The sequence below is a fragment of the Bradyrhizobium sp. USDA 4502 genome, from assembly GCF_054063355.1.
Map to the genome: position 1 here is coordinate 1,566,262 of NZ_JBSSGF010000001.1, position 25,883 is coordinate 1,592,144.

Below are 25,883 nucleotides of genomic sequence, written 5' to 3' on the forward strand. Positions count from 1 at the left end.
GAGACGCAAGGCAGCGGGATGCCCCGGGCTTGCCGCGAGGTCAACGGAAATCGGCCACGCCAAAGCGGGCAGTGTCATGCCCTGCTATTGCGAACGGCGCAGGGCGAGACGTGGCGTCGAGGTGCGAGACCAGAACAGCGGCGCGAAGGCGCCTGCCAGATATCCGATTTGCAGCGCTACGATCGCAGCGATCATGAGCAGCGCGGTTTCCGACCACGACAGGCGCCCGACTCCGATGGCGGCCAACAGCGCGAGTTCCGCGAGCGCCACCGGCGCCAGCACCAGACAGTGCTGGCGCAGACCGAGAACGGTGCCGCCGATCAAATTGCCAAGGAAAACAAATAACATAACCAAACCCTGCGCCCGCATGGTATCGGGCCGGGCCTAAGCCGGGGTTAACCCGCGCGTCGCCAGCGGGCCGGCGCGGTGCCGGCCGAGCTCGATGGCCTGTGGTTTTGTTAGTCGATTAACATTCAGAACGGGCGCAGATCGCCGGAACTATAGGCAGCCCAATAATCGCGGCCGCCATACGGTCCATAGGCGCCGTAGAGCGGCGCGCAGGAGTAGCGATCGGGACAGCCGTGCCAGCAAACCCGTTTCCACTGGCAGACGTCGCCACGACAATATTGCAGCCGCTGACAATTGCCGCTGACCCGTTGCACGGCGCGCGGGGCCGGGGAAACGCTTAGTTCTGCGGCGAAAACCCCGGAGCCGCCGAGGGCGCCTATCAGCGGCAAGGCGACCATTCCCAACGCGATCGCGGGTAGCTTCCTGCGGGCCATCGAACCCTCAATCGGTTAACTCAAACCATCTCATTCACAGATAACGGGGAGATCGGACGAAAGCAAAGCCGGAGTGACGGCGCGCGGGGCTTTGTCTCACGGCGGTGCGCCGGTGTCGCCGAATTGCCTCACCTCGCTAACATTATTTATCAATTGCATCGCAATATATCGCGGAAACTTGTGATTGTGATAGTCGGCGTGTTACGGCACGGCCGGAGTATTTAGATGTCGCGTGCGATTTTCATTCGGGTGATGTTATTGCTTGCGGCCGCCTGTTGGGTCAGCGGTTGCCATTACATGCCGACCAACGGTCCGACGAGCTCCGATGTCGTGGCCGGGCAGCGCGATCCTGAAAGCCTGCCCTATGCGATGGTCAAGATCACACCGCAGATCGAGAACGTGCTGGCGTCGTTCGCGCCGCAACTCGCCGGTGGCATCCAGGGCCCGCCGCCGAAGGACATCCGCTTCGGCATCGGCGACGTCGTCAGCGTCACGATCTTCGAGGCCGCCGCCGGCGGCCTGTTCATTCCGGTCGAGGCCGGCGTGCGTCCCGGCAACTACATCACGCTGCCGAACCAGAACGTCGATACCGACGGCAATATCTCGGTGCCCTATGCCGGCGCGATCCGCGCCAAGAACCGCACACCGACCGAAGTGCAGCGCTCGATCGTCGATGCGTTGAAGAATCGCGCGATCGAGCCGCAGGCCGTGGTCGCCCTGATCGAGCAGCGCACCTCGCTGATCTCCGTGCTCGGCGAGGTCAATTCGCCGAACCGCTTCCCCGCCAATGCCGCGGGTGAGCACGTGCTTGACGCCATCACGCGCGCCGGCGGCCCGAAAGGGCAGGGTTTTGACACATGGGTCATGCTCGAGCGCGACGGCAAACGTACTACGGTGCCGTTCGGCCAGCTGGTCTACGAGCCCAAGAGCAATATCTACGCCCATCCCGGCGACACCATTTATGTCTACCGCGAGCCGCAAACCTTCGTCGCCTTCGGCGCGTCGGGCGCGCAGGGCCAGTTCAATTTCGAGGCCTGGCGCATCTCGCTCGCCGAAGCCGTCGCCAAGGCGGGCGGCTTGAACGACTCCTCGGCCGATCCGGCCTCGGTGTTCGTCTATCGCGGCGAACTGCCGGAAGTGGCGGCCAAGCTTGGCGTCGACGTCAGCAAATATTCAGGGCCGATCATCCCGGTCGTCTACAACATCAATTTCCGCGATCCGGCCGGCTATTTCCTGGCCACGCGTTTCCAGTTGCGCAACAAGGACGTGCTCTATGCGTCGAACGCGGCATCCGTTGAGGACGCCAAGGTGATGCAGCAGATCCGCCTCGTGACCGCAACGGCGAACGATCCGATCGTGGCCGCCTACAACGCAACCTTACTTCGTAACTCGATCAAGCTTGCGCCCTGATACTGGGGCGTGAGCCGGCACGGCCGGCTTCATGACACGCGTAAGATTACCTTCCGGCTCAAGCGAGGCGACGGCATTGCCGTGGCCGGTGCGCTGGTCATCGTGGCTGTTCTGCGCCGTCATCGCTTTGGCGCCGCTGCCGCTCGGCTCGGTCGGTACAGTTGCGCCCGCGATCTGGTCGATCCTGCTCGGGATTGCACTGCTTGGAGTATTGCCGATGCGCCTGCGCGGCAGTCAGCTCGCGATCCTCGCGGTGACGGCGCTGTTGACGGCGCTTGCCATGCTGGTGCTGCACGAGCAGTCGGCTGTCCGGCCCTGGTCGGGTGTGGCGCCAAACGCGTTGTGGGCGCAGGCCGGCAAATTGCTGCCTGCCGAGCTGCCGCCGGCCGCGTCGATGGCGCGCGGTCAGCCGTTCTATTCGATCGGCGTCGGAATCGTTTGCCTGCTCAGCTTCGCCATCGGCGTCGTGCTCGGTGCCAACCGCAGACTGGCGCGCGGGTTGTTGCGGGCGGTGGCCGCGGCGGGGCTGGTCTATGCGATCTGCGGCATCATCACTTTCACGATCGATCCCACCCGGATCTACCTGGTGCACGAGAAGCAGGCGCACCTGGCGTGGCTGACATCGCCCTTCGTCAATCGCAACACGGCCGGCATCTACTACGGTTGCTGCGCGCTGATCTGGCTGTTGTTCGGCTGCGAGTTGATCGAGCGGCATTGGCCGCCGCGCCGTGCCGGCCTGTCACGGCTGCTCGCGCGCCTCGCTATGCCGGCGCGGCGCCGGCTCGCCGGCCATGCGTTCGGCTGGCTCACTTGCCTGCTGGCGATGTTTCTGACCGGCTCGCGCGGCGGCGTCGGGATCTCGCTGCTCGCTGCGGTCGCGGCTGCCGCGATCTTCTTCCGCAACCGGGTGCCGCGCCGCTACGGCATGATCGTGGCGCTCGGGGTTGGCAGCCTGGTCGCGCTGGCACTGCTGCAGCTTCTCGGCGGCGGCGTCGGCGCGCGCTTCAGCACGATGGGCCTGTCGGATGAGGGACGGTTCTCGACTTATCGCGCAACGTTGCGGATGATCTGGGATCACCCGTGGCTCGGCGATGGTTTCGGGACCTTCGAATGGGTCTATCCGGCCTATCGCACCGACGACATCTCGCTGCGCGGGACCTGGAACCGGGCGCACAACAGCTGGCTCGAACTGGCGTCCGACGGCGGAATGTTAATGGCCGGCGCCACCATGATCGCGCTGCTCGCGGCGTTCGTCGTGCTTGCGCATGGCGTGCGGACCCGTCGCCGCGACGTGATCGTGCCGCTCGCGGCGCTCTGCGCGTCGGTCGCCGGCGCGCTCCATTCGATGATCGATTTCTCGCTCCAGATCACCGGCTATGCCGTTGTTATCGCGGCCTTGCTCGGGGCAGGCCTGTCGCAATCCTTCCGCTCCGGCAGCGGCGCCGGCGGTGGCGGCTCCGACCGTGACGCCCGTGCTACGGTCGGGCGGCCGGTTAACGCTGATTTCGCGCGCCACGGCCCGGCCGCGGCCGGCGAGGCTATTTAATTGGCGCGATAACTCTGACTATGCTAACGAACTGTTAGTATTCGTTAGGGAGATAGCTGTGTTCACATTTGAGCGATCCGGCGGCTTTTCCGCCCCGCGCCTGGCGACGTTGGTGGTGATGTTGGTGCTCGCGATACCCGGTGGCGCGGCGCTGGCGGAGACAACTGGCGGGCTGATCCAGCTGTCCCAGGCGCTCACCAATTTCAAGGCCAATCCCGAGCAGCTACTGACCCAGTATCCGAATGCAGGCGTGGAGTTGACCTCGCGGGCGCGCGATTTCGCCCTCAACGATCCGACATCGCTCGATCCGCTGATTGCGCTGCTCGCCAAGGCAAGCAAGGACCAGAAGACGGCGATCGCTGCCGGCCTCGCCCAGGCCGCGCGCATCGTGGTGCGCAGCAACCAGCCCTACGCGACGCGCATCCAGCAGGCGATTGCCGACACCAAGGATCTCGACACCGTGATGGCGTTTGCTGCTGCATCGGGTGACAGCGGCACCGCGGCGACCGGCGCCGGCGGCGCGGGCAGCGCCGGCGCATCCGGCGGCCAGACCAGCGCGCTGGGCGCCAGCGGCGCCGGCGGCGGCACGCTCGAGGCCATCGACGGCAACAGCGTGAACACCGGCATCTTCAGCTTCACCTCGTCGGTCAGCAGTTCGGGCAGCACGACGTCTGGTACGGCCACGGGCACCGGCACCACACTCATTTCAACAGTTACCCCCTGAGCGGACGTCCGATCGCCAATGGAGAACTTTCTGCAGCAACGCGCTTCGGTGTCAGCGGCGGGACGCTTCCCAGGATCATTGGAGGGCGCGAGGGCAGGATCCATCCTGCCGGCGCGACGATAGGACGAGATGCTTCAGCGCAACCAGATTTCGCCGTCTGTCGATCTGAGAAATCGTCCGGCCGAATTGCCGTCGCTGGCGGAAACCTTCGACGCCTTCGTCACCTATCTGCTCCGGCAATACTGGGTCATCCTCGGGACCGCCGCGCTCTGCCTGTTCGGCGGCATCTGCTATCTGGCGACGGCGGCGCCGAGCTATACGGCGCTTGCCACGATGATCATCGACACGCGCAAATTCCAGGCCTTCCAGCAGCAATCGCCGGTGAGCGAGGCCCCCGTCGATTCCGCCGCGGTCGAGAGCCAGGTCGAAATCCTGAAGTCGGAGAATGTGGCGCTCGCGGTGATCCGCGACCTCAAGCTCAACGAGGATCCGGAATTCGTTGGCTCCAGAGCCGGCGCGGTAGGAGCCGTGCTCGATTTCGTGTCCGGCCTGCTCGCCGGCGGGGTGCCGCCCACCGAATTCGACCGGACCCGGCGCGCGGTCCGCACGTTCCAGAAGCAGCTCGACGTCCGCCGCCGCGGCATGACCTATGTGATCGAGGTCAGCTTCCGCTCGCTCGATCCCGAGCGCGCGGCGCAGATCGCGAACGCCGTCGCCGACGCCTATATCGTCGATCAGCTCGATTCCAAATATCAGGCGACGCGCCGCGCCAGTGTCTGGCTGCAGGACCGCATCCAGGAGCTGCGCACGCAGGCATCCAACGCCGAGCGCGCGGTGCTCGACTACAAGAAGACCAACAACATCGTCACCTCCAGCGGCAAGCTGCTCAACGAGCAGCAGCTCGGCGAACTCAACACCCAGCTGCTCCACGTGAAGTCGCAGGTCACCGACGCCAAGGCCAAGCTCGACCGCATCGAGGCGGTGGTGAAGGGGGGCGTCCCCGATGCGACGGTGGCCGATACCCTGAACAACCAGGTCATCACCAAGCTGCGCTCGCAATATCTCGAGTTGGCCAACCGCGAGGCCGACTGGTCGTCGCGCTACGGCTACAATCATTTGGCCGCCGTCAACCTGCGCAACCAGATGCGCGAGATCCAGTCGTCGATTGTGGACGAGCTGAAGCGGCTCGCCGAAAGTTACAAGAGCGACTATGCGATCGCCCTGCAGCGCCAGAACGAGATCGAGCGCGCCGTGAACGACTCGGTGTCGCAGTCGCAGTCGACCAACCAGGCGCAGGTAACGCTGCGCGAGCTCGAGAGCTCGGCGCAGACCTATCGCTCGCTCTACGACAATTTCCTGCAGCGCTACATGGAAAACGTGCAGCAGCAGTCGTTCCCGGTCAGCGAGGCGCGGGTGATCACCCGTGCCTCGCGTCCGCTCAGCAAGAGCCATCCGCAAACCTTGGTCGTGCTCGCGCTCTCGGCCCTCGGCGGCCTGATCGCCGGGCTCGGGCTCGGCGTGTTGCGCGACCTCTATGACCGGGTGTTCCGCACCGCTGAAATGGTCGAGACGATCCTCGAGGCCGACTGCGTCGCCATCGTTCCCCGCGTCTCGCCGGGCCAGATCAAGGCGCCGGTCGCCGGTCGTCCCAATCTGCCGATCGGTCCGCGCACGATCCGGCGCGGCGACGAGCCGGTGCTGTGGGCGGCGATCGATTCGCCATTCTCGCGGTTCTCGGAAGCGATCCGCTCGATCAAGGTCAATGCCGACCTCAACGTCACCAAGCCGTCGAAGATCCTCGGGTTGACCTCGGCGCTGCCCAACGAGGGTAAGTCGACGCTGGCCTTCGTATTTGCGCAACTGGTTGCCCAGAGCGGGGCCCGCGTGCTCCTGATCGATTGCGATCTGCGCAATCCCTCGCTCAGCCGCAAGGTCGCCGCGACTGCCGAGCGCGGCATCCTCGACGTGCTGTCGAACAATGCGACCTTGCAGGACACGCTATGGCGCGATCCCGAGACCGGCCTCGCCTTCCTGCCTGGCGCCACGCGATCGCGCATCGCCCATTCGCACGACGTGCTGGCCTCCGACCAGATGAGGGATTTCATCGACGGGGCCCGCAGCCATTATGACTACGTGATCGTCGATTTCCCGCCGCTCACGCCGGTGGTCGATGTCCGCATCACCGCCCACTTCGTCGATTCCTTCGTCTTCATCGTTGAATGGGGCAAGACCCAGGTGCAGGTGGTCGAGCGTGCGCTGCGCAGTGCGCGAGCGGTCAACGAGAACCTGCTCGGCGTCGTGCTCAACAAGGCCGATATTGCCGCGATGAGCCGCTATAGCGGCTATGGCGGCAAGAACTACTATTACAACTCGCACTATGGGCGATATGGCTACACCGAGTGAGACGCACGGCGGGATGCCCGGGCGCGCAGCCGCCTGGCTTGCGCGCGGCTTGCTGGCCGCGGTCGCATGCTCGTCCGTCGCCTGGGGCACGACCACCTTGCCGGCCTTTGTCGACCAGACCCGGCTCGACGGCGCAAAGGACCTGATCCTTCGCAACGTATCGGTCAGCGACGCCGAGCTCGACGACCTCGGTCCGCTGCTGTCGCGCGCCGTGGCGGAGAAGGATTGCATACCGGCGATCGATCGCAGCGTGGCGGTGATCCGGCTGCGGCTCACCGAGAACGCGCTTGCATCCGGCGCGCAGGTCGACGCCCGGATGGGCGAGCTTGACGAAGCCGTCCGCAAATCGCTCGGCTGCGCGCCGGCCGAACCCTATCTTTGGCTCGTGCTGTTCTGGCTTCGCAATATACGGCAGGGCTTGAGCGACGCCAATTTCGACCTGCTGCGGATGTCGTACCGGCTCGGACCCAATGAGGGTTGGATCGTAGTCAAGCGCAGCGCGATGGCGCTCGCAATGTTCGACGCGCTGCCGCCTGACCTTTCGTCCGACGTGGTTGCCGAGTTCGCGCGTCTCGTGAAGACCGAACTGTACACCGAGGCAATCGATCTCCTGAAGGGACCGGGCTGGGCACACCGCGACAAGTTGCTGGCCGGCCTTGCAGCTGTCCCGCAACGGAACGTCGACATCCTGACCCGCACCATGGCCGACATTGGATACGATCTCGACCGCCGCTCGCCGGCGGAACGGCGCAATTGGGAGCGCAAATCGAACGACCGCCTCGACGAGCTTGCCCGAATGCCGCCGGAGGCGAGGGCTAAGCCATGACGATGGAATTTTGCATCGGACAGCACAACGCGCATTATGAGGGCGTCTATTCGGCGGAGGAGCGCGACTGGCGCCGCGTCTGCGCGGTCGACAAGGCGGATCATATCGCCGGCTTGCTCGGCGCAGCCGCCGCGAAGGTCGGCTATGTGCTCGAGGTCGGCTGCGGCACCGGCGCCGTGCTGGCGCGGCTGTCGGCGATCGGCGTCGGCCGCGACTTCACCGGCATCGACGTGATCGATCCCGCGACCAATCTGGAGATCGACGGCGCCGCTTCAGCCCCATTTCGCTGGTCCAGCTATGACGGCGCGACGATCCCGTTCGCCGACGGATCGTTCGACCTCGTCTATGCCAGCCACGTCCTGGAGCACGTGCCCGAACCGCGGGCATTCCTGCACGAGCTCGCCCGGGTCGCGCGGACCTTCGTCTATGTCGAGGTGCCGTGTGAGCTGCATGCGCGGACCAATCGCCGGGCGTTGCAATCGACGCTCGACATCGGCCATATCAATTTCTACACGCCCGACACGTTCCGCCTGGTGCTGGAGACGGCCGGGCTCCGCGTCACCGGCTTCGGCACCTATGATCACAGCCTGCCGGTTCATGCGTTCCATTCGTCGCGGGTGAAGGGGCTCGCCAAAAGCATTGTGCGGAAGTCGCTGTTGTCGGTCGGCCCGGCGTTCGCGACCAGGCTTGCGACCTATCATTGCGGGGCGCTCTGCCGGCGTGACGAGGCGCAGGCGCTGTCGCAGGACCGGTAAGCCATGGCGCCGCGCGTGGTCGTCTTCAACAACATGATCACACCCTACACCAACCGTCTCTACAACGAGCTGGCCAGCCGCGGGCTGGATCTCGCCGTGCTGTCCTGTACACAGCAGGAGGCCGATCGCTCCTGGGCCGGCTCGTTCACGCCGCGCTACATCACGCGCACGGTGCCGGGTGTATCGATTCCGCTGTCGCGGTCGCGTCACACCCATGTCAATATCGGGGTCGGGCGCGCCTTGAATGCGCTCGCGCCCGACCTGCTGTTCGTGAACGGTCTTTATCCCTCGATGCTGGCGGGCGCGGCATGGGCGCGCGCCAACGGCAAGGCGCTCGCGCTGACGATCGACGGCTGGCGCGAGACGATGCCCAACACCGCCTATCACCGTCTGGCGCGACCCTGGCTGCTGCGCCAGTGCGACGCAGTGGTGTGTTGCAGCGACAAGGGCAGGGCGTATTTCCGCGGCGAAGGCGTTCGCGCCGACGATCTGTTCGTGGTGCCGTTGGTGCCGGCATGGGATCCGCCGGCGATTGTGCCGGCATTCGACGACCGTCCATTTCATCTGCTCTGGTGCGCCCGCCTCAATGACGACGCCAAGAACGCGATCTTCTTCGAGAACGTCGCGATCGCGCTTGGTGGGATCGTGCCCGGGCTGAAGGTGCGTGTGGTCGGGTCCGGCACCGCCGAACGGCGCATGCTGGCGCGGTTCGGCGGTGCCGGCATCGACGTCAGCCACGACCGCTACCTGCCGTGGCAGGCGATATCGGACGTTTTTCTGCAGTCGCGGCTGCTGCTGCTGCCTTCACTGCTGGAACCGTGGGGCCTGGTGTGCAACGAGGCCCTGCAGTGCGGGGTTCCGTGCCTGGTGTCGCCCCATGTCGGGGCAGGCGGCGAGTTGGTCCGTGACCAGGACAACGGCTATGTTTGCGCGCTCGATGAACAGGTTTGGGTCGACGCGGCGCGCGGCTTGCTCGAACATCCCGCGCACTGGGAGGCGATGTCGCGGCAGGCCCGGCAGAGCGTGCGACGCGATGCGCTTGCCGACGCGGCGGCGCGTTTTGCGGCCGCGGTCGATCATCTCTTGAGGGCTCCGGCCCGGCAGGAGGCCGTGCAATGATCGGCAGATGGTGGCTGCGAACCGATGTCTTTCTGCACGCCTATCTGGTGATGGTGCTCGGCTGCATCTATTTCCTGTTCAATTTCATCGAGGGCATCTCGTTCGCGGAAAGGGCCGGGGAATCCACGCTGTTCCGCGGCGCCTGGCTGCTGCTCTACATCCTCCTGGTGCTGCACATTGCAATCGATCGGATGCGCTTCGGCCTGCTGATGCTGCAGTCGCATCTCTATCTGACGTTCATCGCCTTCGCCCTGGTATCACTGGCGCTGAGCGCCGACCCCGCCGGCTCGTCGATCAAGTTCGCGATGTATCTGTTGACCACGATGTTCTCGGCGTGGGTCGTGATCAGCTGCCCGGTCGATCGTCTCGTCGATGCGCTGTTCCGGATCGGGATCGTGGTGCTGATCGTTCACGTCCTGCTGTTTCCGGTGATCGGCTCGCAATGGGATTACGACCCGCTGCATCGGCCGACGGTGCTCGGAACCCAGGCCTATGCCGGCGTGTTCGGTCACAAGAACCTCGCGGGCGCATTCTTCGGTCTCATGGTGCTGATCTGCTTCGTGCGCATGCTGGCAGGACCGCGCCGCCAGTTCGGCTGGACGCTGCTGCTGATGGGATGTCATCTTTTTGCGCTCGCCGCGGCCGGCGCCGCAGGTCCGCTGATCAGCATGTTGACGGCGCTTGCCGTGACCTTCGGGCTCGTGCTCGTGGTGCTCGGGCACAGGGGGGCTGCCTCGATCTATTGGCTTGGCCTCGCTCTTGTTGCGCTTGTCGTGTTCGCCCTGCCGAGCGACGAGTTGTACGGGCTGGTGGGCCGCAGCGGAAACCTCACCGGCCGCTCGTTCCTCTGGTCGGTCTGGCCGCACTTCTTCTGGCAGCACCCCTGGCTCGGCTACGGGTTTTCGGGATTCTTCAACGAACTGCCGAACTCGCCGGTGAACGAGCTGACGAGCATGGCGCCGTGGAATACCGAATTCGGCTCGTTCGAGAACTCCTATCTTGACGCCTTTCTCCAGTTCGGCCTGCTCGGCGGTGCGCTCTATATGCTGCTGCTGGCGCGCGCGTTGTGGAACACGATCGTCTTTGCGTTCGAGCGGACAGGGATGTACTGGCTGGCACCATTCGCGATGCTGCTGTTCGTCGTGATCGCGTCGGCCAATGACTCCAGCCAGCTGCTGCACAATTATTTCGGCTGCGTGCTGGTGTTCTGGTGCTATTTCGGCCCGGAGGCCAGGCTGCAAATGGCGCCGCGGCGGACATTCAACAGATTGCGGGTGAGTGAGGCGTGAGTGCGTTGATCGACAGGCTGGACCGGGTGGCGGCTCAGGCCCGGGTCGCCGGTGCCGTGAGCGGATTACTCTGCCGGCTGCGGCGGGCCGGGGGCAATGTCGCGCTCGGCCTGATCGATCAGGCGCTGCTGAGCGGCTCCGCCTTCGTGCTGACGATCGTGCTCGCCAATGTGCTCGACATCAATTCGTTCGGCAGGTTCAGCGTCGCCTGGTCGCTGTCGATCCTGATCGAGGCGGTGTTTCTGCGCGGTCTGTTCGACGACGGGCTGCCGGCGGCTGCGCACCGGATTCCGAAATCGCTATGGCCGCAGCTGCGGCTCGGCCTCTATCTATCGTCGCTGCTCGTCTCGGGTGCGTTCGGCCTGCTGCTGGTGAGTGCGGGCCTTGTGATCGCAGCCGTCGGCGGGGAGGCCGGCGGGCTCGTGATCGCAACCGGGCTCGCGATCCCGGCGGTTCGGCTGCAGAGCATGTTCCGCCGGATCTGCTATCTCGACGGGCGACTGCCGCGCGCGCTGGCGTCCTCGCTGACCTATTGCGTGGCGCTGGTCGTCTCGGCCGGGCTGATGATCGCGCTCAAGCTCGCCGGCGCCGCCGCGGCGATGGCGTGTATCGCGATCTCGGCCGCGCTCGCCGGCAGCCTGCTGCTGGCCCACACCCGCGAGCTGGCCTGGCCGCAAGCCAGAATCTTCCGCGGCTCGCTGCGGCGGCTGTTTCGGAACGGGCGCTGGTTCGTCGCGACCTCGCTCACCTACTGGATCGGCAGCATCGGGCTGATCCCGGTGTGCGGCTTCCTGATCGGGCTGGACGCGAGCGCGTCGCTGCGAATCCTGCTGTTGGTGTTCGCACCGCTCAGCCAATTTTGCGCGACGATGTTCTCGGTTCGCCTGCCGGAAATCGCGGCCGAACTGCGCGCCGGCCGGCGCAGCGCGGTCGCCGCTGCCGCGCGCGAAAATGCCCTGTTGCTCGGGTCGATCGCCGCGGCCTATGGGGCGGCGGTCGTGCTGCTCGGCCAGCGCATTCTGGCGCTTGTCATCCACGGACAGAGCTATGAGATCGGTACCGGCAGCCTCGCCTTGATGGGCGCTGCGATGGCGCTCGACGCGGTGTGGCTCGGCCTCGCTCTGCCGCTGTTTGCGACCGGCAAGCCGCAGCGGTTCATGCTGAGCCGGATTGCCGGCCTCGTTGCGCTGTGCTGCGTCCTGCCGTTCGCAGCCGAGGCCTGGCAGGTGATGGGCGCGGTTGCGGCGATGGTGGCCTCCAGCGCGGCGTCGGTGATCACGGTTGTGCTGACCAATTCGGCGCGGGAGCGGACATGACCGACGACGCGCGCGGCGGCTCGCTCGAAAAGCTGCATATCGGCGCCTTCAATTGCGGCATCGACGGCTGGATCAATACCGACATCACGATGCACCTGTGGATCGCGCGGGTGCCGTTCGCGGCGAAAGCGCTACATCTCGCCGGCATGCTGAGCGATGCCCGCTATGCCGAGCATCGCCAAGGCAAGTTTGCCGGACTGCGCCACATGAACCTGACCAAGCCGCTGCCGTTCGCGGATCGCAGCCTCTCGGCGGTGTTCAGCGCGCACGTCTTCGAGCACCTGTTTCCTGACGAGGTCGAGCGGCTGGCGCGCGAGATCGCGCGGGTGCTGGCGCCTGGCGGGGTATGTCGCATCGTCGTCCCCGACATGGAGCGGATCGTCGCGCTCTACGATCCGGCGGCGCCGCTGGCTTTCCTCAAGGGCGTTTTCGAGATCGATCGCCGCAAGGAGGCCGCCTTCGCGCATCACTGGGGCTTTACCCGCGCCTCGCTCGCCGCGCTATTCCGCAACGCCGGCTGTTCGGAAACCTACACCCGTGCCTATCGCGAGGGGGTCTGTCCCGACATCGACCGGCTCGACAACCGGCCGGACGAGTCGATCTTCTTCGAGGCCATCAAGTGAGCGCGACAGGAAAATCGATGCATCGTAGCGTGAGGGATCGCGCATGCCGTGCTAGACCGGACCGGCCGGTAGCAGGAGACTGACCTTGCTGGGTGCGATTCAAGCCCGATTTTCCAATGCAGCGCGCCAGCGGCGCGGCGAATTCCTCGTCCGCACCGTGAACCTGCCGCTCGATGCGAAAATCCTCGATCTTGGCGGCGGGACCGGCCGGCACATTCGCGCGATCCTGCCGCGCCATACCGACATCACGGTCTGTGACATCTCGGCCGACGATCTCAAAGCCGCGCGCGAGCGCTTTGGGTTCAAGACGGTCCTGCTCCGGGAGACCGAGCGCTTGCCGTTCGACGATCAGGCGTTCGACTTCTGCTTCTGCTCGTCGGTGATCGAACATGTCACCGGGCCGAAGCAGGATGTCGTGACGATCGAGGACGAAGCGGCGTTTCAGAGCATCGCGCGCGCGCATCAGAACCGTTTTGCGGGCGAGATCTCGCGGGTCGCAAAGTCCTTCTACGTGCAGACGCCGTACCGGTACTTTCCGATCGAAAGCCATACCTGGCTGCCGGGCATCATCGTCTTGCTGCCGAGGCGGCTGCAGATCGCGCTGATCGAGCGATTCAATCGCTTCTGGTTCAAGCGCACCGCGCCCGACTGGCATCTGTTCGACTGGCGAGAGATGACCGAAACGTTTCCGGACGCGAAGATCTATCGCGAACGCTATCTCGGCATGACCAAATCGCTGATGGCGATCAAGGCCTGAGGCAGCTATCCGCCTGCCACGTCAATCGTCGCGCCGGGCCAGGATGTTGATCAGCGTGCCCACTGCGGGCTGGCGATCGAGTGCCGGCGGCAGCGGGGAGCCGGCAAAGCTGCTCCCCAGCATCGTGAAGCCGGGTTGTCGGAGCAGACCCTGCATGGCCGCCGGCGAGGTATCGAATTTGGAGAATGCGAGATAGCGAAACAGCGGCCGCGCCGACACGCGCGAAGAGGCCGCATGCGCGAGCTTGTAGCTCCGGCGCAGCAGCGATCCGCGGTTGGGGATCGAGAGCAGCAACAGCCCGCCGGGCATGAGCACGCGATGCATCTCGGCGAGGCACTGCGCCACGTCGGGAACATATTCCAGCACGCTCGCGCACAGCGCGCCGTCGAAGGATCTATCGGGAAACGGCAGGCTTGCGATGGTCGGAATCTGCTGGAATGTGAGCCGTTCGGCGAGCGTGCCGTCGGCGCCGCGGCCGCGAGCCGCCGCAATCATCTCCGATGAGGCGTCGACGCCGGTGACGTCGCAGCCGCGCCCGGCGAGCAGGCGGGACAGCGTTCCAGTGCCGCAACCGGCGTCGAGCCAGCGCTGCCCATTGAGGTCTGCGTTCCCGAGCAGGCCGAACATCGCGGCCGTCCGCGCCCTGAAGGTGCGGCTCTGATGCAGCGTCTCCCACCCCGACGAAATCTCGTCGTGAAAGCGGATTTCGGGTCGCTCGCGGGTCCGGCCCATGGTGGCCATGATATTCCCTACCAGTGGAAGCCGCTCACTTTGGCGCGCACCTGCTCGGGCAATCCGATCTCCGACAGTTCGAGCACGACCTGGTCGGGACGGGTCGCCGTCAGCGCCGCAACGAAGCGCGGATCCGCCGTCGTCAGCACAATAATGTCGGCCCACTCGATGGTTGCCGTCACGTCGTCGTTCAACAGGCCGACCAGCTCCGGATTGCGCATCAGGAAATCCCGGTTGGCGCCGATCAGTTGCGAGAGCTGCACATTGGGGTCGTAGATCCGGATGTCGCGCCGCGCGCCGCGCAGGCTCTTCACCAGCCTCACGAAGGGACTGTCGCGGACGTCGTCGGTGCCGGCCTTGAAGCTGATGCCGAGGAACGCGATGCGGCGGCCCTCATGCGACAGGATCCAGTCGGCGCCGCGCGACATGATCATGTCATTGCTCGGCAGGATGCTCTCGAGCACCGGCGTCGACAGTCCGCGGCTGTGCGCAAGGTGTTTCAGCGCCTTGACGTCCTTGGGCAGGCAGGAGCCGCCGAACGCAAAGCCTGGCCGCAAATAGGCCGGCGAGATGTTGAGCCTTGTGTCCTGCATGAAGATGTTCATGACGTCGCGCCCGTCGATGCCGAGCGTCTTCGCGATCGTGCCGATCTCGTTGGCGAAGCTGACCTTGAGCGCATGCCAGCTGTTGTCGACATATTTCACCAGTTCCGCGGTCTCGACCGGCGGCGTGATCTTGGTGCCCGGCAGGTCCTTGTAGAGCGCCATGACGCGGTCGGCGGTTTCCTGATTGAAAGCGCCGACCACGGTCTTGGACGGCGCGTTGAAATCCGCAATCGCGCTGCCCTCGCGCAGGAACTCGGGATTGAACGCAAGGTCGAAATCGCGTCCGATCCTGTTGCCGGAGGCTTCCTCGATCAGCGGCCCGACGGTGCCGCGGGTGGTGCCAGGCAGCACGGTGGAGCGGATCGTCACGGTGTGCGGCGCGTTCTTGGCGCGCAGTCCGCGGCCGATCTCGATCGCGACCTGTCGGATCGCGGTCAGGTCGAGGTTGCCGTTGCCGGAGGAGGGCGTGCCGACGCAGACCATCGATATGTCGCTGTTGACGATCGCTTCGGTGGCGTCGGTGGTCGCGGTCAGCTGACCGGTTGCCACCGCGCGCGCCACCTTGTCCGAGATGCCCGGCTCGACGACCGGCGACCTGCCTCCGCGGATCAGGTCGACCTTCGCAACGCTCTTGTCGACGCCGATGATCTGGTGGCCGAGTTCGGTGAAGCAGGCGGCGCACACCGTTCCGACATAGCCGAGGCCGAAAATGCTGACGTTCATGCTTCGACCTTCAACAATCCAGGACGTGCGCGTGGCCGCAGCCGCGTCGCGTTTGACGTGAGTGAGGCGGCTGCGCGTTCAAGACGATGCCCGTCCGGAGGCTGCGTTCGCGCTGGAAGGTTGCGAGGTCGGCCGCTCGGCGGGTGCATGCGCGCGCGGTGCGGGGACCTTTCTGGCGAACAACGCCTCATAGGCCGCGAGCAGCTTCGGCTCCTCATGTGTCCACGAGAGCGCGCGCTCGACGCGATTGCGGCCAAACGCCCCCATCGTCTGTCGCAACGACGGATCGTCGATCAACGTGATGATCTTGCTGGCAAAATCCTTTGGATCGTTCTTCGCGGCATAGAGCGAGGCGTCGAGCGCCGAGCGGCGGCCTTCGCGAACGTCGAACTGAACGATCGGCCGTCCGAGCGCCATGTATTCCATGATCTTGTTCATGGTGGAGATGTCGTTCATCGGCGTGACGCGGTCCGGATTGACGCAGACGTCGGCGGTCGAGAGCATCGTGAACAGCGCATCATCCGCGATGGCGCCAGTGAAGTTCACGTAGTCGGAGAGCTGCATCTCCTCGCAGAGCTTGACCACCGCATTCCACTCCGGCCCGGTGCCGGCGATGTTGAACTGGATGTCGGTGCGGCCGATATCGTGCACGATGTGGCCGATCGACTGCAGCAGAAGATCGATGCCTTCCGATTGGCCGATCACGCCGACATAGCCGACGCTGTAGCGCCGGCCACGGCGCCAGGCCGGATCGGCCGGCCGCGAGCGCACCCGGTCGAGATTGGGGCCGGATCGCACCACGAAAACCCGGCTGGCCGGCATGCCGCCGCGCGTGATCGCGATCTCGCGATAGGATTCGTTGGTGGCGATCGAGATGCTCGCCGTCTTGAAGGTGAGATATTCGACCAGCCGCAGCAGCTGCCAGAAGAGGTCCCTGCGGCCGAATTTGGCTTCGTAGAGCTCGGGATTGACGTCGTGATGATCGAACACGAAGCGCTTGCCGCCGAGCTTGAACAACAGGCCGATCAGGAAGATCAGGTCGGGCGGATTGCAGCCCTGGATCACGTCGAAGCCGTGCTTCCACGCCACCTTGATCGCGAGCAACGTCTCCCAGAACAGCGCGACCGGATATTCGATCAGGTAGGCGGCGATCCCGCGCGCTTCCACCGGCATCGGATGGCGATAAATGTGAATGCCTTCGAGGCATTCGTAGGATTCGTTATGACCCCGCCCCTTCGGGCAGATCACGGAAACTTCATAGCCCGCCTTGCGCAGCGACGTTGCTTCGCACCACACCCTGCGATCGAAAGGAACCGGAAGGTTCTCGACGATGAACAGGATCCGCCGCGGTGATGGTTCAGCTCTCGACATCTGAGATGATCTATACCATTGACCTAACAACATCACAATCCGACTAACATCGGCATTAACATGCGCGGCTTCCACTATGCAATCCCGGCACCGATGTGACGGCGACGAGACAGGACATGGCAGGCAGAGTGAGGGATTGGGGCCAACGGGCATTGATTGCGCTGGTTTTGAGCGCGGTGCTGCCGCTGGCCTACAAATGGCCGCTGCAGTGGAATGGTTCGACGTCAAGCGATGCGCTGAGTGCGAGCCGCGTGAATGCGGTGATCCCGCCGGCGCTGTTCGGCATGACGATCAACGCAATCGGGCAGTCGCAGCCGAAGTCGCAGCCCTGGCCGGAGCTCAAATTCGACGGCGTTCGGCTATGGGGCGCGATCTACTGGGCACAGATTAATCCGGCGCCCGGCATCTACAATTGGGCGCGCTTCGATGCCATCCTGGCGGCGGCCGAGCGAGAACACGTCGAGATCGTTCTCAATCTCGCCTATACGCCGCGCTGGGCCGCGTCGGTGAAGGATGCGCCGCCGGCGTTCACGCCCGGTGCAAGCTCACCGCCGGCCGATCTCGCGTCATGGGACGACTGGGTGCGCGCGGCCGTGGCGCGCGCCGCCGGCCGCATCAAATACTGGGAAATCTGGAACGAGCCCGAGGATCCCAAATATTACTCGGGCGATATCGCGACCATGGTCCAGCTGCAGAAGCGGGCCTACGAGATCATTAAAGCCAGCGATCCCACCTTGACCGTGCTGACACCGCCGTCCAACGGCACACCGGACGGATATCGCTGGCAACAGGCCTTCATGGCGCAAGGCGGCGGACAATATGCCGATGTGTTCGCCTTTCACGGCTATACGAGCGAGCCCGAAGCGGTGATCGGAATCATCGCGCGCTTCAAGAAAATCCTTGCCGCGCACGACCTGTCCGCGAGGCCGATCTGGGACACCGAGGCCGGCTGGTCGTCCTATGAGGACAATCCGGACGGGTGTCTGGCACGCGCCTACATCCTGAAATGGATCAGCGGCGTCGACCGGTTCTATTGGTACGAGTTTGCCGGAGGCGGCAGCGACTTTGGAAAATTATGGGACCCGGCGCGCGGGCTGCTTCCGAGCGGAATTGCCTACCGCACGATCCAGTCCTGGCTGGTCGGTGCAAGTGTCGTGGCGGCAGGCAGGACGTCGCCGACGACCTGGCGCGTCGAGCTTCGCATGCCGGATGGCCGCAACGGTCTGATCCTCTGGACCACCAAGGGCCGGTCCGTTTACCGGGTCGACCCGCGTTTCAGCCTTTACCAGGGCCTCGACGGCGGCGAAGGGCCTGTCGCCAACGGCGAGGTCGAGATCTCGCCAAAACCGGTCCTGTTGCTGGAATGATAACAATGTTAAGTCTCCGGTAATGAGACAATTATGACGATGTTCTTGGCTTCATTGCGGGCGTTGGGCGCGATACAAGGAGCGCTGTTAACTTGAGGCGATTGACCGACTGTGAAGCAGATCGCGCAAAACTATAAGAGCGGCGAGCTCAAGCTGATCGATGTGCCGGCGCCGCGCTGCCGCCCCGGCGGGGTTTTGGTGCGCACCGCGTTCTCCGCGGTGTCGACCGGCACCGAGATGATGAAGTTCACCGAAGGCCGCCTGTCGCTGCTCGGCAAGGCGCGCGCGCGACCCGACCAGGTTGCCAAGGTGGTGCGCTCGGTCCGTCAGCAGGGGTTGGCCGCGACCTATCAGAAGGTGATGAACCGCCTCGATTCCTACACGCCGCTCGGCTACTCGCTGTCGGGCACCGTCGTGGAAGTGGGCGAGGGCGTCGGCGGCTTCTCGGTCGGACAGCGTGTCTGCTGCGGCGGCAATCAATATGCAACCCACGCCGAATATAATTGGGTGCCGGTGAACCTCTGCGTGCCGCTGCCGGACAGCGCTGCGCTCGACCAGGCCGCATTCACCACGATCGCCTCGATCGCGCTGCAGGCGATGCGCCAGTCGGAGATCCGTTTCGGCGAGACCGCCTGCGTGATCGGCCTTGGCCTGATCGGGCAGATCATGGTGCGGCTGCTGCGCAGCGCCGGTGTCGTGGTCGTCGGGCTCGACAGGCTGGAGGCGCGATGCCGGCAGGCGGAGGCTGCTGGCGCCGCGGTCTGTGCCGTCGCATCGGATGATGCCGCGGCCGAATTCCGCGCCCGGATCGACCAGCTGACCGCAGGCAACGGCGTCGATTGCGTGTTCATCACCGCAGGCAGCGACGATCCCGATCTCGCGTCGCGTTCGGCGGCGCTGCTGCGCGACCGCGGCCGCATTGTCGATATCGGCAAATGCACGCTGAACCTGCCGTGGAGCGAATTCTACGACAAGGAGCTCGACGTGCGCTTCTCGCGCTCCTACGGCCCCGGCCGCTACGATCCGCTCTATGAGGAGGGCGGCATCGATTATCCGATCGGTCATGTGCGCTGGACCGAGAAGCGCAATATGGAGGCGATCGTCGCGCTGCTCGCCGACGGGCGGCTCGATTTTTCCTCGCTGATTTCCGAAACGGTGCCGCTGGAGCAGGCGACGTCGGCGTTCGAGCGCATGAGCCGTGGCGAGGTCGGTCTCGGCATGGTGTTCGCCTATCCGGACGCCGCTCCCCGCGCGATGCAGATGACCTATCGTCCGGCGGTTGCCCTGCGCAGCGGCCGGGTGCGGCTCGGCGTCATCGGCGCCGGCAATTATGCCTCCAGCATGCTGTTGCCGCAGCTTGCGAATAACCAGCGCGTCGATCTTGTCGAGGTCGCCACCAATACCGGCCTGAGCGGCGCCACTGCGGTCCGTAAGTTCGGCTTCGCGCGTGCCTCGACGGACGCGGCCTCGGTAATCGGCGCCGACGACATCGACGCCGTGCTGATCGCAACGCGCCATGCCTCCCATGCCGACCTCGCGACGCAGGCGCTGCGCGCCGGCAAGGCGGTGTTTGTCGAAAAGCCCTTGGCGATCGATACAAGCTCGCTCGATCGATTGGAGCAGGTAATCCGGGAAACCGGCAACAGCCGCCTGATGGTCGGCTTCAACCGCCGCTTTTCGCCGCTGCTGCAGGGCATGCGCGCGGCGTTCGCGCCGGCAGGACCGCAGACCCTGCAATATCGCGTCATCGCCGGGCCGCTGGAGAAATCGTCCTGGTATCTGCAGGCCGAGAGCGAAGGCAGCCGCTTCGTCGGCGAGGGCGGCCATTTCATCGACGTGTTGTGCTGGTGGCTCGGCGCCGAGCCGGTGCGTGTCTCCGCGAGCACGGCGGGCAGGGACGTCGACAATCTCGTCGCCACCTTCGATTTTTCCGACGGGTCGGTCGCGAGTCTCAGCTATCTCACCGGCGGCGATCCGCGGGTGCCGAAGGAAGCGCTCGAGATATCGGCAAGCACGGGTTTTGCCGCCTTCGACAATTTCTCGGGCTTCGAGGTCTGGCACGCCGGACAGCGCACGGCGAAGACAGCGCGGCTCGACAAGGGCCAGCGGCCGATGCTGGATGCCTTCATCGCCGCGGTCGCATCGGGAGCCGCGATGCCGATCGCGCTCGATTCGCTGCTGGCGACCACGCGCGCAACGCTTGCCGTGCAGGAAAGTGCGGCCGCCGGGATGCCGATCGATCTGACGGCCGGCGCGGCAGAGCAGGGCGTCGCGCACGCCTCGACGGCGTGAGATGAATCCGGCCTGGTATCTGCGCAGGCTGCAGCGCATGGAGCCGTCCGAGCTTGCGGGGCGGGTGAACGACCAGGTGCTGCATCTGCTCTGGCGGATCACTCCGCCGGATATCGCGCGGCGCGCCGGCGCCAGGCTCGCTCCCGGCCCGCGGCAGCCGCGCCTGAAGCCGCTGCCTTCGCGGGCGAGCGCCCCGCAACAGGCCGCCGAACGGCTGATCCAGAGCGCCGACCGGATTCTCGTAGGGCACTGGCGGATTTTCGCCAGGGACCATGGGGCCCTCGGCGAACGGCCTGACTGGTTCGTCGATATCAGAAGCGGCAAGCGGGCGCCGGCCGGCGTGCACGCATTCGCGGTTCCCTATCGTGACGAAACCGCGGTCGGAAACATCAAATACATCTGGGAGCCGTCGCGTCACCACCATCTCACGGTGCTCGCGGCCGCGTATTACCTGAGCTCCGACGAGCGCTACGCCAGGCGCGCGGCCGAGCATCTGGTGAGCTGGTGGCGCGAAAATCCGTTCCCGCGCGGCCCGCACTGGATCAGCGGCATCGAGCTTGGCGTGCGGCTGATCTCATGGGCCTGGGTACGTCAGCTGCTGCAGAACTGGCCCGGCGCTGCCGCGCTGTTCGAGGACAACGAACTGTTCCTGACGCAGCTCTATGCGCATCAATACTGGCTGTCGCAGTTCCCAAGCCGTGGCTCCTCGGCCAACAACCACCTCATCGCGGAGGCTGCCGGGCAGTTCGTGGCGGCTTGCGTGTTTCCGTTCTTCCAGGACAGTGCGCGATGGCGCGAGCAATCGGCCGCCACACTGGCGCACGAAGTCGTTGCGCAGACGCTTGCCTGCGGCAGCAACAGCGAGCTCGCGACCGATTATCATGGCTTTGTTCTCGAACTGCTGCTGGCGGCGGCAGTGCAGGGCGAGTCCTCCGGACATCCGCTTGGCGATGCAGTGTGGACCACGATGTGCCGCATGAGCGACGTCATTGCTGCGATGCTGGACGATCGCGGTCATCCGCCGCGGCAGGGCGATGGCGACGACGGCATCGGCCTGTTGCTCGACGATCACGCCGGCAATCGCTGGCTCGGCTTGCTCGCCAGCGGCGCGCGCCTGTTCGGCGCTCAGCCATGGTGGCCCACATCGCCGGAGCCCGATCTGCGTAGCTTTGTGCTCACCGACGGCATCGAGGCCCGTGCGATCGCCGGGCGGCCCACGCGCCGCCCGCATCTGCTTGAAGGGGCGGGACAGACCTTTCTGATCGATTCCGACCGCGCGGTGTGGTGCCGTTGCGACCACGGCCCGCATGGCTTCGGCCGCATTGCCGCTCACGCCCATGCGGACGCGCTGTCGCTCGAATGCAGGATCGGCGGTGCGGAGATCTTCGCCGAGCCCGGCACCTATTGCTACCATGGCGATCCGCGATGGCGGGCCTACTTCCGCTCCACGCTGGCGCACAACACGCTGTGCCTGTTCGCGCGCGACCAGTCGGGGTCGGGCGGGCCGTTTCTCTGGACAAGGCATGCGCAGAGCCGGCTTGTCGCAGCCAGCGGCCTGGACGATCGCGATGCGGATGCGAACTGGGTCGCGGAGCATTCGGGATATCGCGACGAAGCAGGTGTCGTGCATCGCCGCTCGGTGCAATTGCAGCGTCGGGCGGCGCGGCTCGTCGTCACCGATACCGTGCTGGCTGATGAAGGGCTTGCGGTGCCGGCGAGCCTCAGCTGGCATCTCGGTCCCGAGGTCGAATGCAGGCTCGAAGGGCACAGGGCGCAGCTCGCATGGCCCGGCGGGCGCGGCGAGCTCGATCTGCCGGCGGCCCTCAGCTGGGTGCCGTATCGGGGTGACGAGACCATGCCGGCCGGCTGGTATTCGCCGTCCTTCGATCTCAAGGTGCCGGCGACGACGCTGATCGGCTGCGGTACGCTCGCGGGCAGGCAAAACCTGGTGACCGAGCTGCGCTGGTTTTCAGACCCGGCCGGATCATGAAGATCCTGGTCGCTCACAACAGGTATCAGGGACGCGGCGGCGAGGACGTCGTGTTTGAAGCGGAAGTCGACCTGCTGCGCGCCGCAGGACACAGCGTTGAAACGCTCACGGTCAGCAACGCGGCGATCAATTCGCTCCCCGCGCGCATCACGACTACGCTGTCGATCGCCGATAATGCGGAGGGAAAGCGGGTCGTGGCGGAAGCGATCGACCGCTTTCGCCCCGACGTTGTGCACGTCCACAATTTCTTCCCGCTGCTGTCGCCCGCCGTGTTCGATCTCTGCCGGCAAAAGTGCGTGCCCGCGGTGGCGACCCTGCACAATTATCGCAGCATCTGCACCGGCGGCATGCTGCTGCGCGACGGCCGCATCTGCCACAAGTGCCTCGATCGCGGACACCTCTGGGGCGTCGTGCACCGCTGCTACCGCGGATCGCTTCCGGGCTCGATCGCCTCGGCCTACATGATCGCGCAGCACCAGCGCCGCGGCACCTGGACGCGTCCCGGCCTGCGCCTGATCGCGCTGACGCAGTTCGCCAAAACCCTGTTCACGCAGGCCGGCTTCGACGCCGATCGGATCGACGTGAAACCGAATTTCATGGCCGATCCGGGGGCGCCCGATGCAGCCACGCCGCGCAGCGGGCTACTCTATGTTGGACGGCTGAGCCGCGAGAAGGGCGTCGGCGTGCTGCTCGAGGCCGTTGCGGGGACCGGCGTGCCCTTGCGCGTCGTGGGCGAGGGGCCGGAGCGTGCTGCGTTGGAGGCTCGGGCTTCCGATCATGTCACCTTCCTGGGCGGGCTCTCGCGCGATGAGGTGCTGCGGGAAATGGCGAATGCCCGGGCATTGGTGGTGCCGTCGCTATGGTACGAAGGATTTCCGATGGTCGTGGTCGAGGCCTTCGCGTGCGGCACGCCGGTCATCGCCTCCGAGATCGGCGGACTTGCCGAGGTGGTGAGCGCCGGCAAGACCGGCGCGCTGGTGCCGCCGGGCGACGCGGCCACGCTCCGAAATCGGATCAGTGAGGTTCTCGGCGCCGCCGAACTGACCGCCGCATGGGGACGGGCCGCACGAGCCGCCTATCTCGAGCGCTACGCGCCGGACGAGAACCGCCGGCTGCTCGAGGCCATCTACGCGCGGGCCGCCGGGGGATGATCGCCGCAGGTCGGCGCTCTGCCCGCGATCGGGCATCGCCGGTTCCATGCCGGCGTTGCTAACATATTGCGGCAAATCTGGTGTTAATTTGTTACAGCAGGGTGTCTGAGCGGCATCGCGCCAGGTTTTTGATCTTGCGGTCGAACGGCGCTGATTCTGCGGGTGATTCCATGGATCTCGCTTGATCGAGCCCGCAAACTGCTGCCAAGGGGCGCTATAACACTGGCCGGTGGGGCGCCGGCTGCGAAGTTTGACGCTTTTTTGCAAAACGTCTCATGCGATGCAGAAATATTTTTTTCAGATCAGAAAATCGCGTCGAAGCGCTCACAGCATCAGCGAAATTCTGCGCTCCCGCGGTATCCCGGGGCCCCGTGAAACCCCGTATAATCGCTACCCTTTTTTGCGTCGCGGCTAACATTGGCGATTGGCCTGCGCCCAATGTTATAGTGCATTGGAAGTAGTGCTAAGTCTCACATAAATCTCAGGGAACCAGGTGTTAACAGCGCATTGCTGATTGACACTCCGGCCTAACGGTCTTAACAATGGACTTAACAAGTTCGTAACCTGGGTCCACATTTGAGTTGCGTCGCAACAAACCAGTTGTGAATCAACAGCTTATGTGTGGGCGAGCGGCTTGAATCCTCGTATCCCAAGCAGGGGCTACATCGATGGCGACTTACAATCTAGACCAGACGGACCTCAAACACGCGATCAACGGAACGATCGATCACTCGACCCAGCAACAGATTCTTGACTATCTGATCAACGCGGGGATCGGATACACCAGCCCGGATAACGGCGCGACGATTCCGGTGCAGGAAGGGGCTGGGATCACCAACCCGGATCCGAACGCCAATGTTCTGATCGAAACCAACCCGATTAACACCGTTAACACCGACGCCAACCTGAAGGCGATCATCGAGGACACCAACAAGGACGTCACGCTGACGGTGAACGGCAGCACCCCGGTGCTGGTCGCGACCGGCCACGGCAACGATCAGGTGTTCATCAACAACACCGGCGACACGACGGTTCTCACCGGCTCCGGCAACGACACCATCTTCGGCGGTGCCGGTCACGACTCGATCGATGCCGGCTCCGGCAACGACGTGCTGGTCGACAACGTCTCCGGTCACAGCACGCTGGATGGCGGCAAGGGCAACGATCTGCTGTTCGGCTCCGGTGCCGACACCCTGAATGGTGGCTCCGGCAACGACACACTCTACGGCGGCAGCTCGTCGCAGCTGAGTGGCGGTGACGGCAAGGACGTGCTGGTGTCCGGCAGCACCGCCGGCAATTCCAGCACGCTGGATGGCGGCAAGGGCAACGATGCGCTGTACGGTGGTGCGGGCAACGACAGTCTGGACGGCGGCGCCGGCAACGACTCGCTGTATGGCGGTTCCGGTGTCGACACGCTGCATGGCGGCAACGGCAATGACCTCCTTGTCGGCGGTGCCCAGACTGCTGCTGAGTTCGGCGGCAACGGCAAGGACGTGCTCTATTCGGGCAGCGATGCGTCGCACGCGACCTCGCTCGACGGCGGTGCCGGCAACGACTCGCTCTATGGCGGCGCCGGCAACGACACGCTGCATGGCGGTTCCGGCAACGATACGCTGGTCGCCGGCTCCGGCACGCAGACTCTGATCGGCGGCGACGGCAAGGACTCGTTCGTCGGCTCCGACACCGGTACGGCCTCGATGGTTGGCGGCTCCGGTCAGGACTATTTCTACCTGAACAACGCCACCAGCAGCGACACCATCGATGGCGGTGGCGGCAACAAGGACTCCCTGACCTTCCTGGATCACGCTTCGACCGACGTGAGCGACATCAGCTCTGGATCGAACGGTTCTATGGACATCACCTTCAGCAATGGTCAGGTGACCCAGATCAGCAACATTGAATACCTGATCTTCAACGATGGTAACTCGACCAAGCTGTAAGATCCTAGGTCTGCACTAAGCGAAAGCGCCGCCCCAACCGAGGTTGAGGCGGCGCCTTTTTCTTTGATCGCCAGCATGGCCGTCAGGAACGGGTAATTGAAATTGAACAATCGAATACGCTGCCGTTGATGATCATGACGCACCTGCGATGAGTTCGACGGC

The 25,883-nt window shown here is 65.0% G+C and carries 21 protein-coding genes; 16 read left to right on the plus strand and 5 right to left on the minus strand.

The features are described 5' to 3' along the window. Nucleotides 1–84: 84 nt before the first annotated feature. Both ACVW1B_RS06985 and ACVW1B_RS06990 read right to left on the minus strand, forming a co-directional pair. Entirely contained in the window at nucleotides 85–369 is a 285-nt protein-coding gene (locus tag ACVW1B_RS06985) for a hypothetical protein (protein ID WP_316394481.1), read from the minus strand. A 104-nt stretch (nucleotides 370–473) separates the two neighbouring features. After that, the gene (locus ACVW1B_RS06990) at nucleotides 474–782 is read right to left on the minus strand and encodes a hypothetical protein (protein WP_456821402.1); all 309 of its coding nucleotides are present in this window, start codon (nucleotides 780–782) and stop codon (nucleotides 474–476) included. A 225-nt stretch (nucleotides 783–1,007) separates the two neighbouring features. On the opposite strand from ACVW1B_RS06990, the gene ACVW1B_RS06995 reads away from it, so the two are divergent. The 11 genes from ACVW1B_RS06995 (at nucleotide 1,008) to ACVW1B_RS07045 (ending at nucleotide 13,550) form a co-directional block, all read left to right on the plus strand. Further along, nucleotides 1,008–2,192 carry a polysaccharide biosynthesis/export family protein gene (locus ACVW1B_RS06995; RefSeq protein WP_194295410.1) on the plus strand — a complete coding sequence of 395 codons (1,185 nt, stop codon included), beginning with the start codon at nucleotides 1,008–1,010 and terminating at the stop codon, nucleotides 2,190–2,192. Nucleotides 2,193–2,223: 31 nt separating this feature from the next. Then, nucleotides 2,224–3,738, plus strand: a complete 1,515-nt coding sequence (locus ACVW1B_RS07000) for an O-antigen ligase family protein (RefSeq protein ID WP_456821403.1) — start codon at nucleotides 2,224–2,226, stop codon at nucleotides 3,736–3,738. Nucleotides 3,739–3,796: 58 nt separating this feature from the next. Beyond that, the gene (locus ACVW1B_RS07005) at nucleotides 3,797–4,462 is read left to right on the plus strand and encodes a hypothetical protein (RefSeq protein WP_456821404.1); all 666 of its coding nucleotides are present in this window, start codon (nucleotides 3,797–3,799) and stop codon (nucleotides 4,460–4,462) included. A 129-nt stretch (nucleotides 4,463–4,591) separates the two neighbouring features. Then, complete coding sequence (locus ACVW1B_RS07010) at nucleotides 4,592–6,865, plus strand: polysaccharide biosynthesis tyrosine autokinase (RefSeq protein ID WP_456821405.1); 2,274 nt, start codon at nucleotides 4,592–4,594, stop codon at nucleotides 6,863–6,865. A gap of 13 nt (nucleotides 6,866–6,878) precedes the next feature. Next, the gene (locus ACVW1B_RS07015; RefSeq protein WP_456821406.1) at nucleotides 6,879–7,691 is read left to right on the plus strand and encodes a hypothetical protein; all 813 of its coding nucleotides are present in this window, start codon (nucleotides 6,879–6,881) and stop codon (nucleotides 7,689–7,691) included. Beyond that, nucleotides 7,688–8,446 (plus strand): class I SAM-dependent methyltransferase, encoded by a 759-nt coding sequence (locus ACVW1B_RS07020; RefSeq protein WP_456821407.1) that lies wholly within the window; start codon nucleotides 7,688–7,690, stop codon nucleotides 8,444–8,446. The genes ACVW1B_RS07015 and ACVW1B_RS07020 overlap by 4 nt, the downstream gene beginning before the upstream one ends. Nucleotides 8,447–8,449: 3 nt before the next feature. Continuing rightward, nucleotides 8,450–9,565: a glycosyltransferase family 4 protein gene (locus tag ACVW1B_RS07025; protein WP_456821408.1), complete on the plus strand. Its 1,116-nt coding sequence runs from the start codon at nucleotides 8,450–8,452 to the stop codon at nucleotides 9,563–9,565. Next, on the plus strand, nucleotides 9,562–10,854 hold the full coding sequence (locus ACVW1B_RS07030) for an O-antigen ligase family protein (protein WP_456821409.1): 1,293 nt from the start codon (nucleotides 9,562–9,564) through the stop codon (nucleotides 10,852–10,854). The genes ACVW1B_RS07025 and ACVW1B_RS07030 overlap by 4 nt, the downstream gene beginning before the upstream one ends. Then, on the plus strand, nucleotides 10,851–12,170 hold the full coding sequence (locus ACVW1B_RS07035; protein ID WP_456821410.1) for a polysaccharide transporter: 1,320 nt from the start codon (nucleotides 10,851–10,853) through the stop codon (nucleotides 12,168–12,170). Before ACVW1B_RS07030 ends, ACVW1B_RS07035 begins: the two co-directional genes overlap by 4 nt. After that, nucleotides 12,167–12,793, plus strand: a complete 627-nt coding sequence (locus tag ACVW1B_RS07040; protein ID WP_057020219.1) for a class I SAM-dependent methyltransferase — start codon at nucleotides 12,167–12,169, stop codon at nucleotides 12,791–12,793. Before ACVW1B_RS07035 ends, ACVW1B_RS07040 begins: the two co-directional genes overlap by 4 nt. A gap of 85 nt (nucleotides 12,794–12,878) precedes the next feature. Continuing rightward, nucleotides 12,879–13,550, plus strand: a complete 672-nt coding sequence (locus ACVW1B_RS07045; RefSeq protein ID WP_057020220.1) for a class I SAM-dependent methyltransferase — start codon at nucleotides 12,879–12,881, stop codon at nucleotides 13,548–13,550. 21 nt (nucleotides 13,551–13,571) lie between these two features. Here ACVW1B_RS07045 and ACVW1B_RS07050 read toward each other — a convergent pair whose 3' ends face one another. From ACVW1B_RS07050 to ACVW1B_RS07060, 3 genes are all read right to left on the minus strand, one after another. After that, nucleotides 13,572–14,291, minus strand: coding sequence for a class I SAM-dependent methyltransferase (locus ACVW1B_RS07050; RefSeq protein ID WP_456821411.1), 720 nt, complete (start codon nucleotides 14,289–14,291; stop codon nucleotides 13,572–13,574). A gap of 8 nt (nucleotides 14,292–14,299) precedes the next feature. After that, a complete protein-coding gene (locus tag ACVW1B_RS07055) occupies nucleotides 14,300–15,610 on the minus strand; it encodes a nucleotide sugar dehydrogenase (protein WP_456821412.1) in 1,311 nt (436 codons plus the stop codon). A 78-nt stretch (nucleotides 15,611–15,688) separates the two neighbouring features. After that, the gene (locus ACVW1B_RS07060; protein WP_456821413.1) at nucleotides 15,689–16,981 is read right to left on the minus strand and encodes a glycosyltransferase family 4 protein; all 1,293 of its coding nucleotides are present in this window, start codon (nucleotides 16,979–16,981) and stop codon (nucleotides 15,689–15,691) included. A 116-nt stretch (nucleotides 16,982–17,097) separates the two neighbouring features. Here ACVW1B_RS07060 and ACVW1B_RS07065 point away from each other — a divergent pair, with 116 nt between their 5' ends. The 5 genes from ACVW1B_RS07065 (at nucleotide 17,098) to ACVW1B_RS07085 (ending at nucleotide 25,721) form a co-directional block, all read left to right on the plus strand. After that, on the plus strand, nucleotides 17,098–18,348 hold the full coding sequence (locus ACVW1B_RS07065; protein ID WP_456821414.1) for a glycosyl hydrolase: 1,251 nt from the start codon (nucleotides 17,098–17,100) through the stop codon (nucleotides 18,346–18,348). A 111-nt stretch (nucleotides 18,349–18,459) separates the two neighbouring features. Then, a complete protein-coding gene (locus ACVW1B_RS07070; protein ID WP_456821415.1) occupies nucleotides 18,460–20,640 on the plus strand; it encodes a bi-domain-containing oxidoreductase in 2,181 nt (726 codons plus the stop codon). 1 nt (nucleotide 20,641) lies between these two features. Then, nucleotides 20,642–22,630: an alginate lyase family protein gene (locus ACVW1B_RS07075; protein ID WP_456821416.1), complete on the plus strand. Its 1,989-nt coding sequence runs from the start codon at nucleotides 20,642–20,644 to the stop codon at nucleotides 22,628–22,630. Further along, a complete protein-coding gene (locus tag ACVW1B_RS07080) occupies nucleotides 22,627–23,781 on the plus strand; it encodes a glycosyltransferase (RefSeq protein WP_456821417.1) in 1,155 nt (384 codons plus the stop codon). The genes ACVW1B_RS07075 and ACVW1B_RS07080 overlap by 4 nt, the downstream gene beginning before the upstream one ends. Before the next feature lie 668 nt (nucleotides 23,782–24,449). Then, entirely contained in the window at nucleotides 24,450–25,721 is a 1,272-nt protein-coding gene (locus ACVW1B_RS07085) for a calcium-binding protein (protein ID WP_253609495.1), read from the plus strand. The last annotated feature ends 162 nt before the right edge of the window (nucleotides 25,722–25,883 follow it).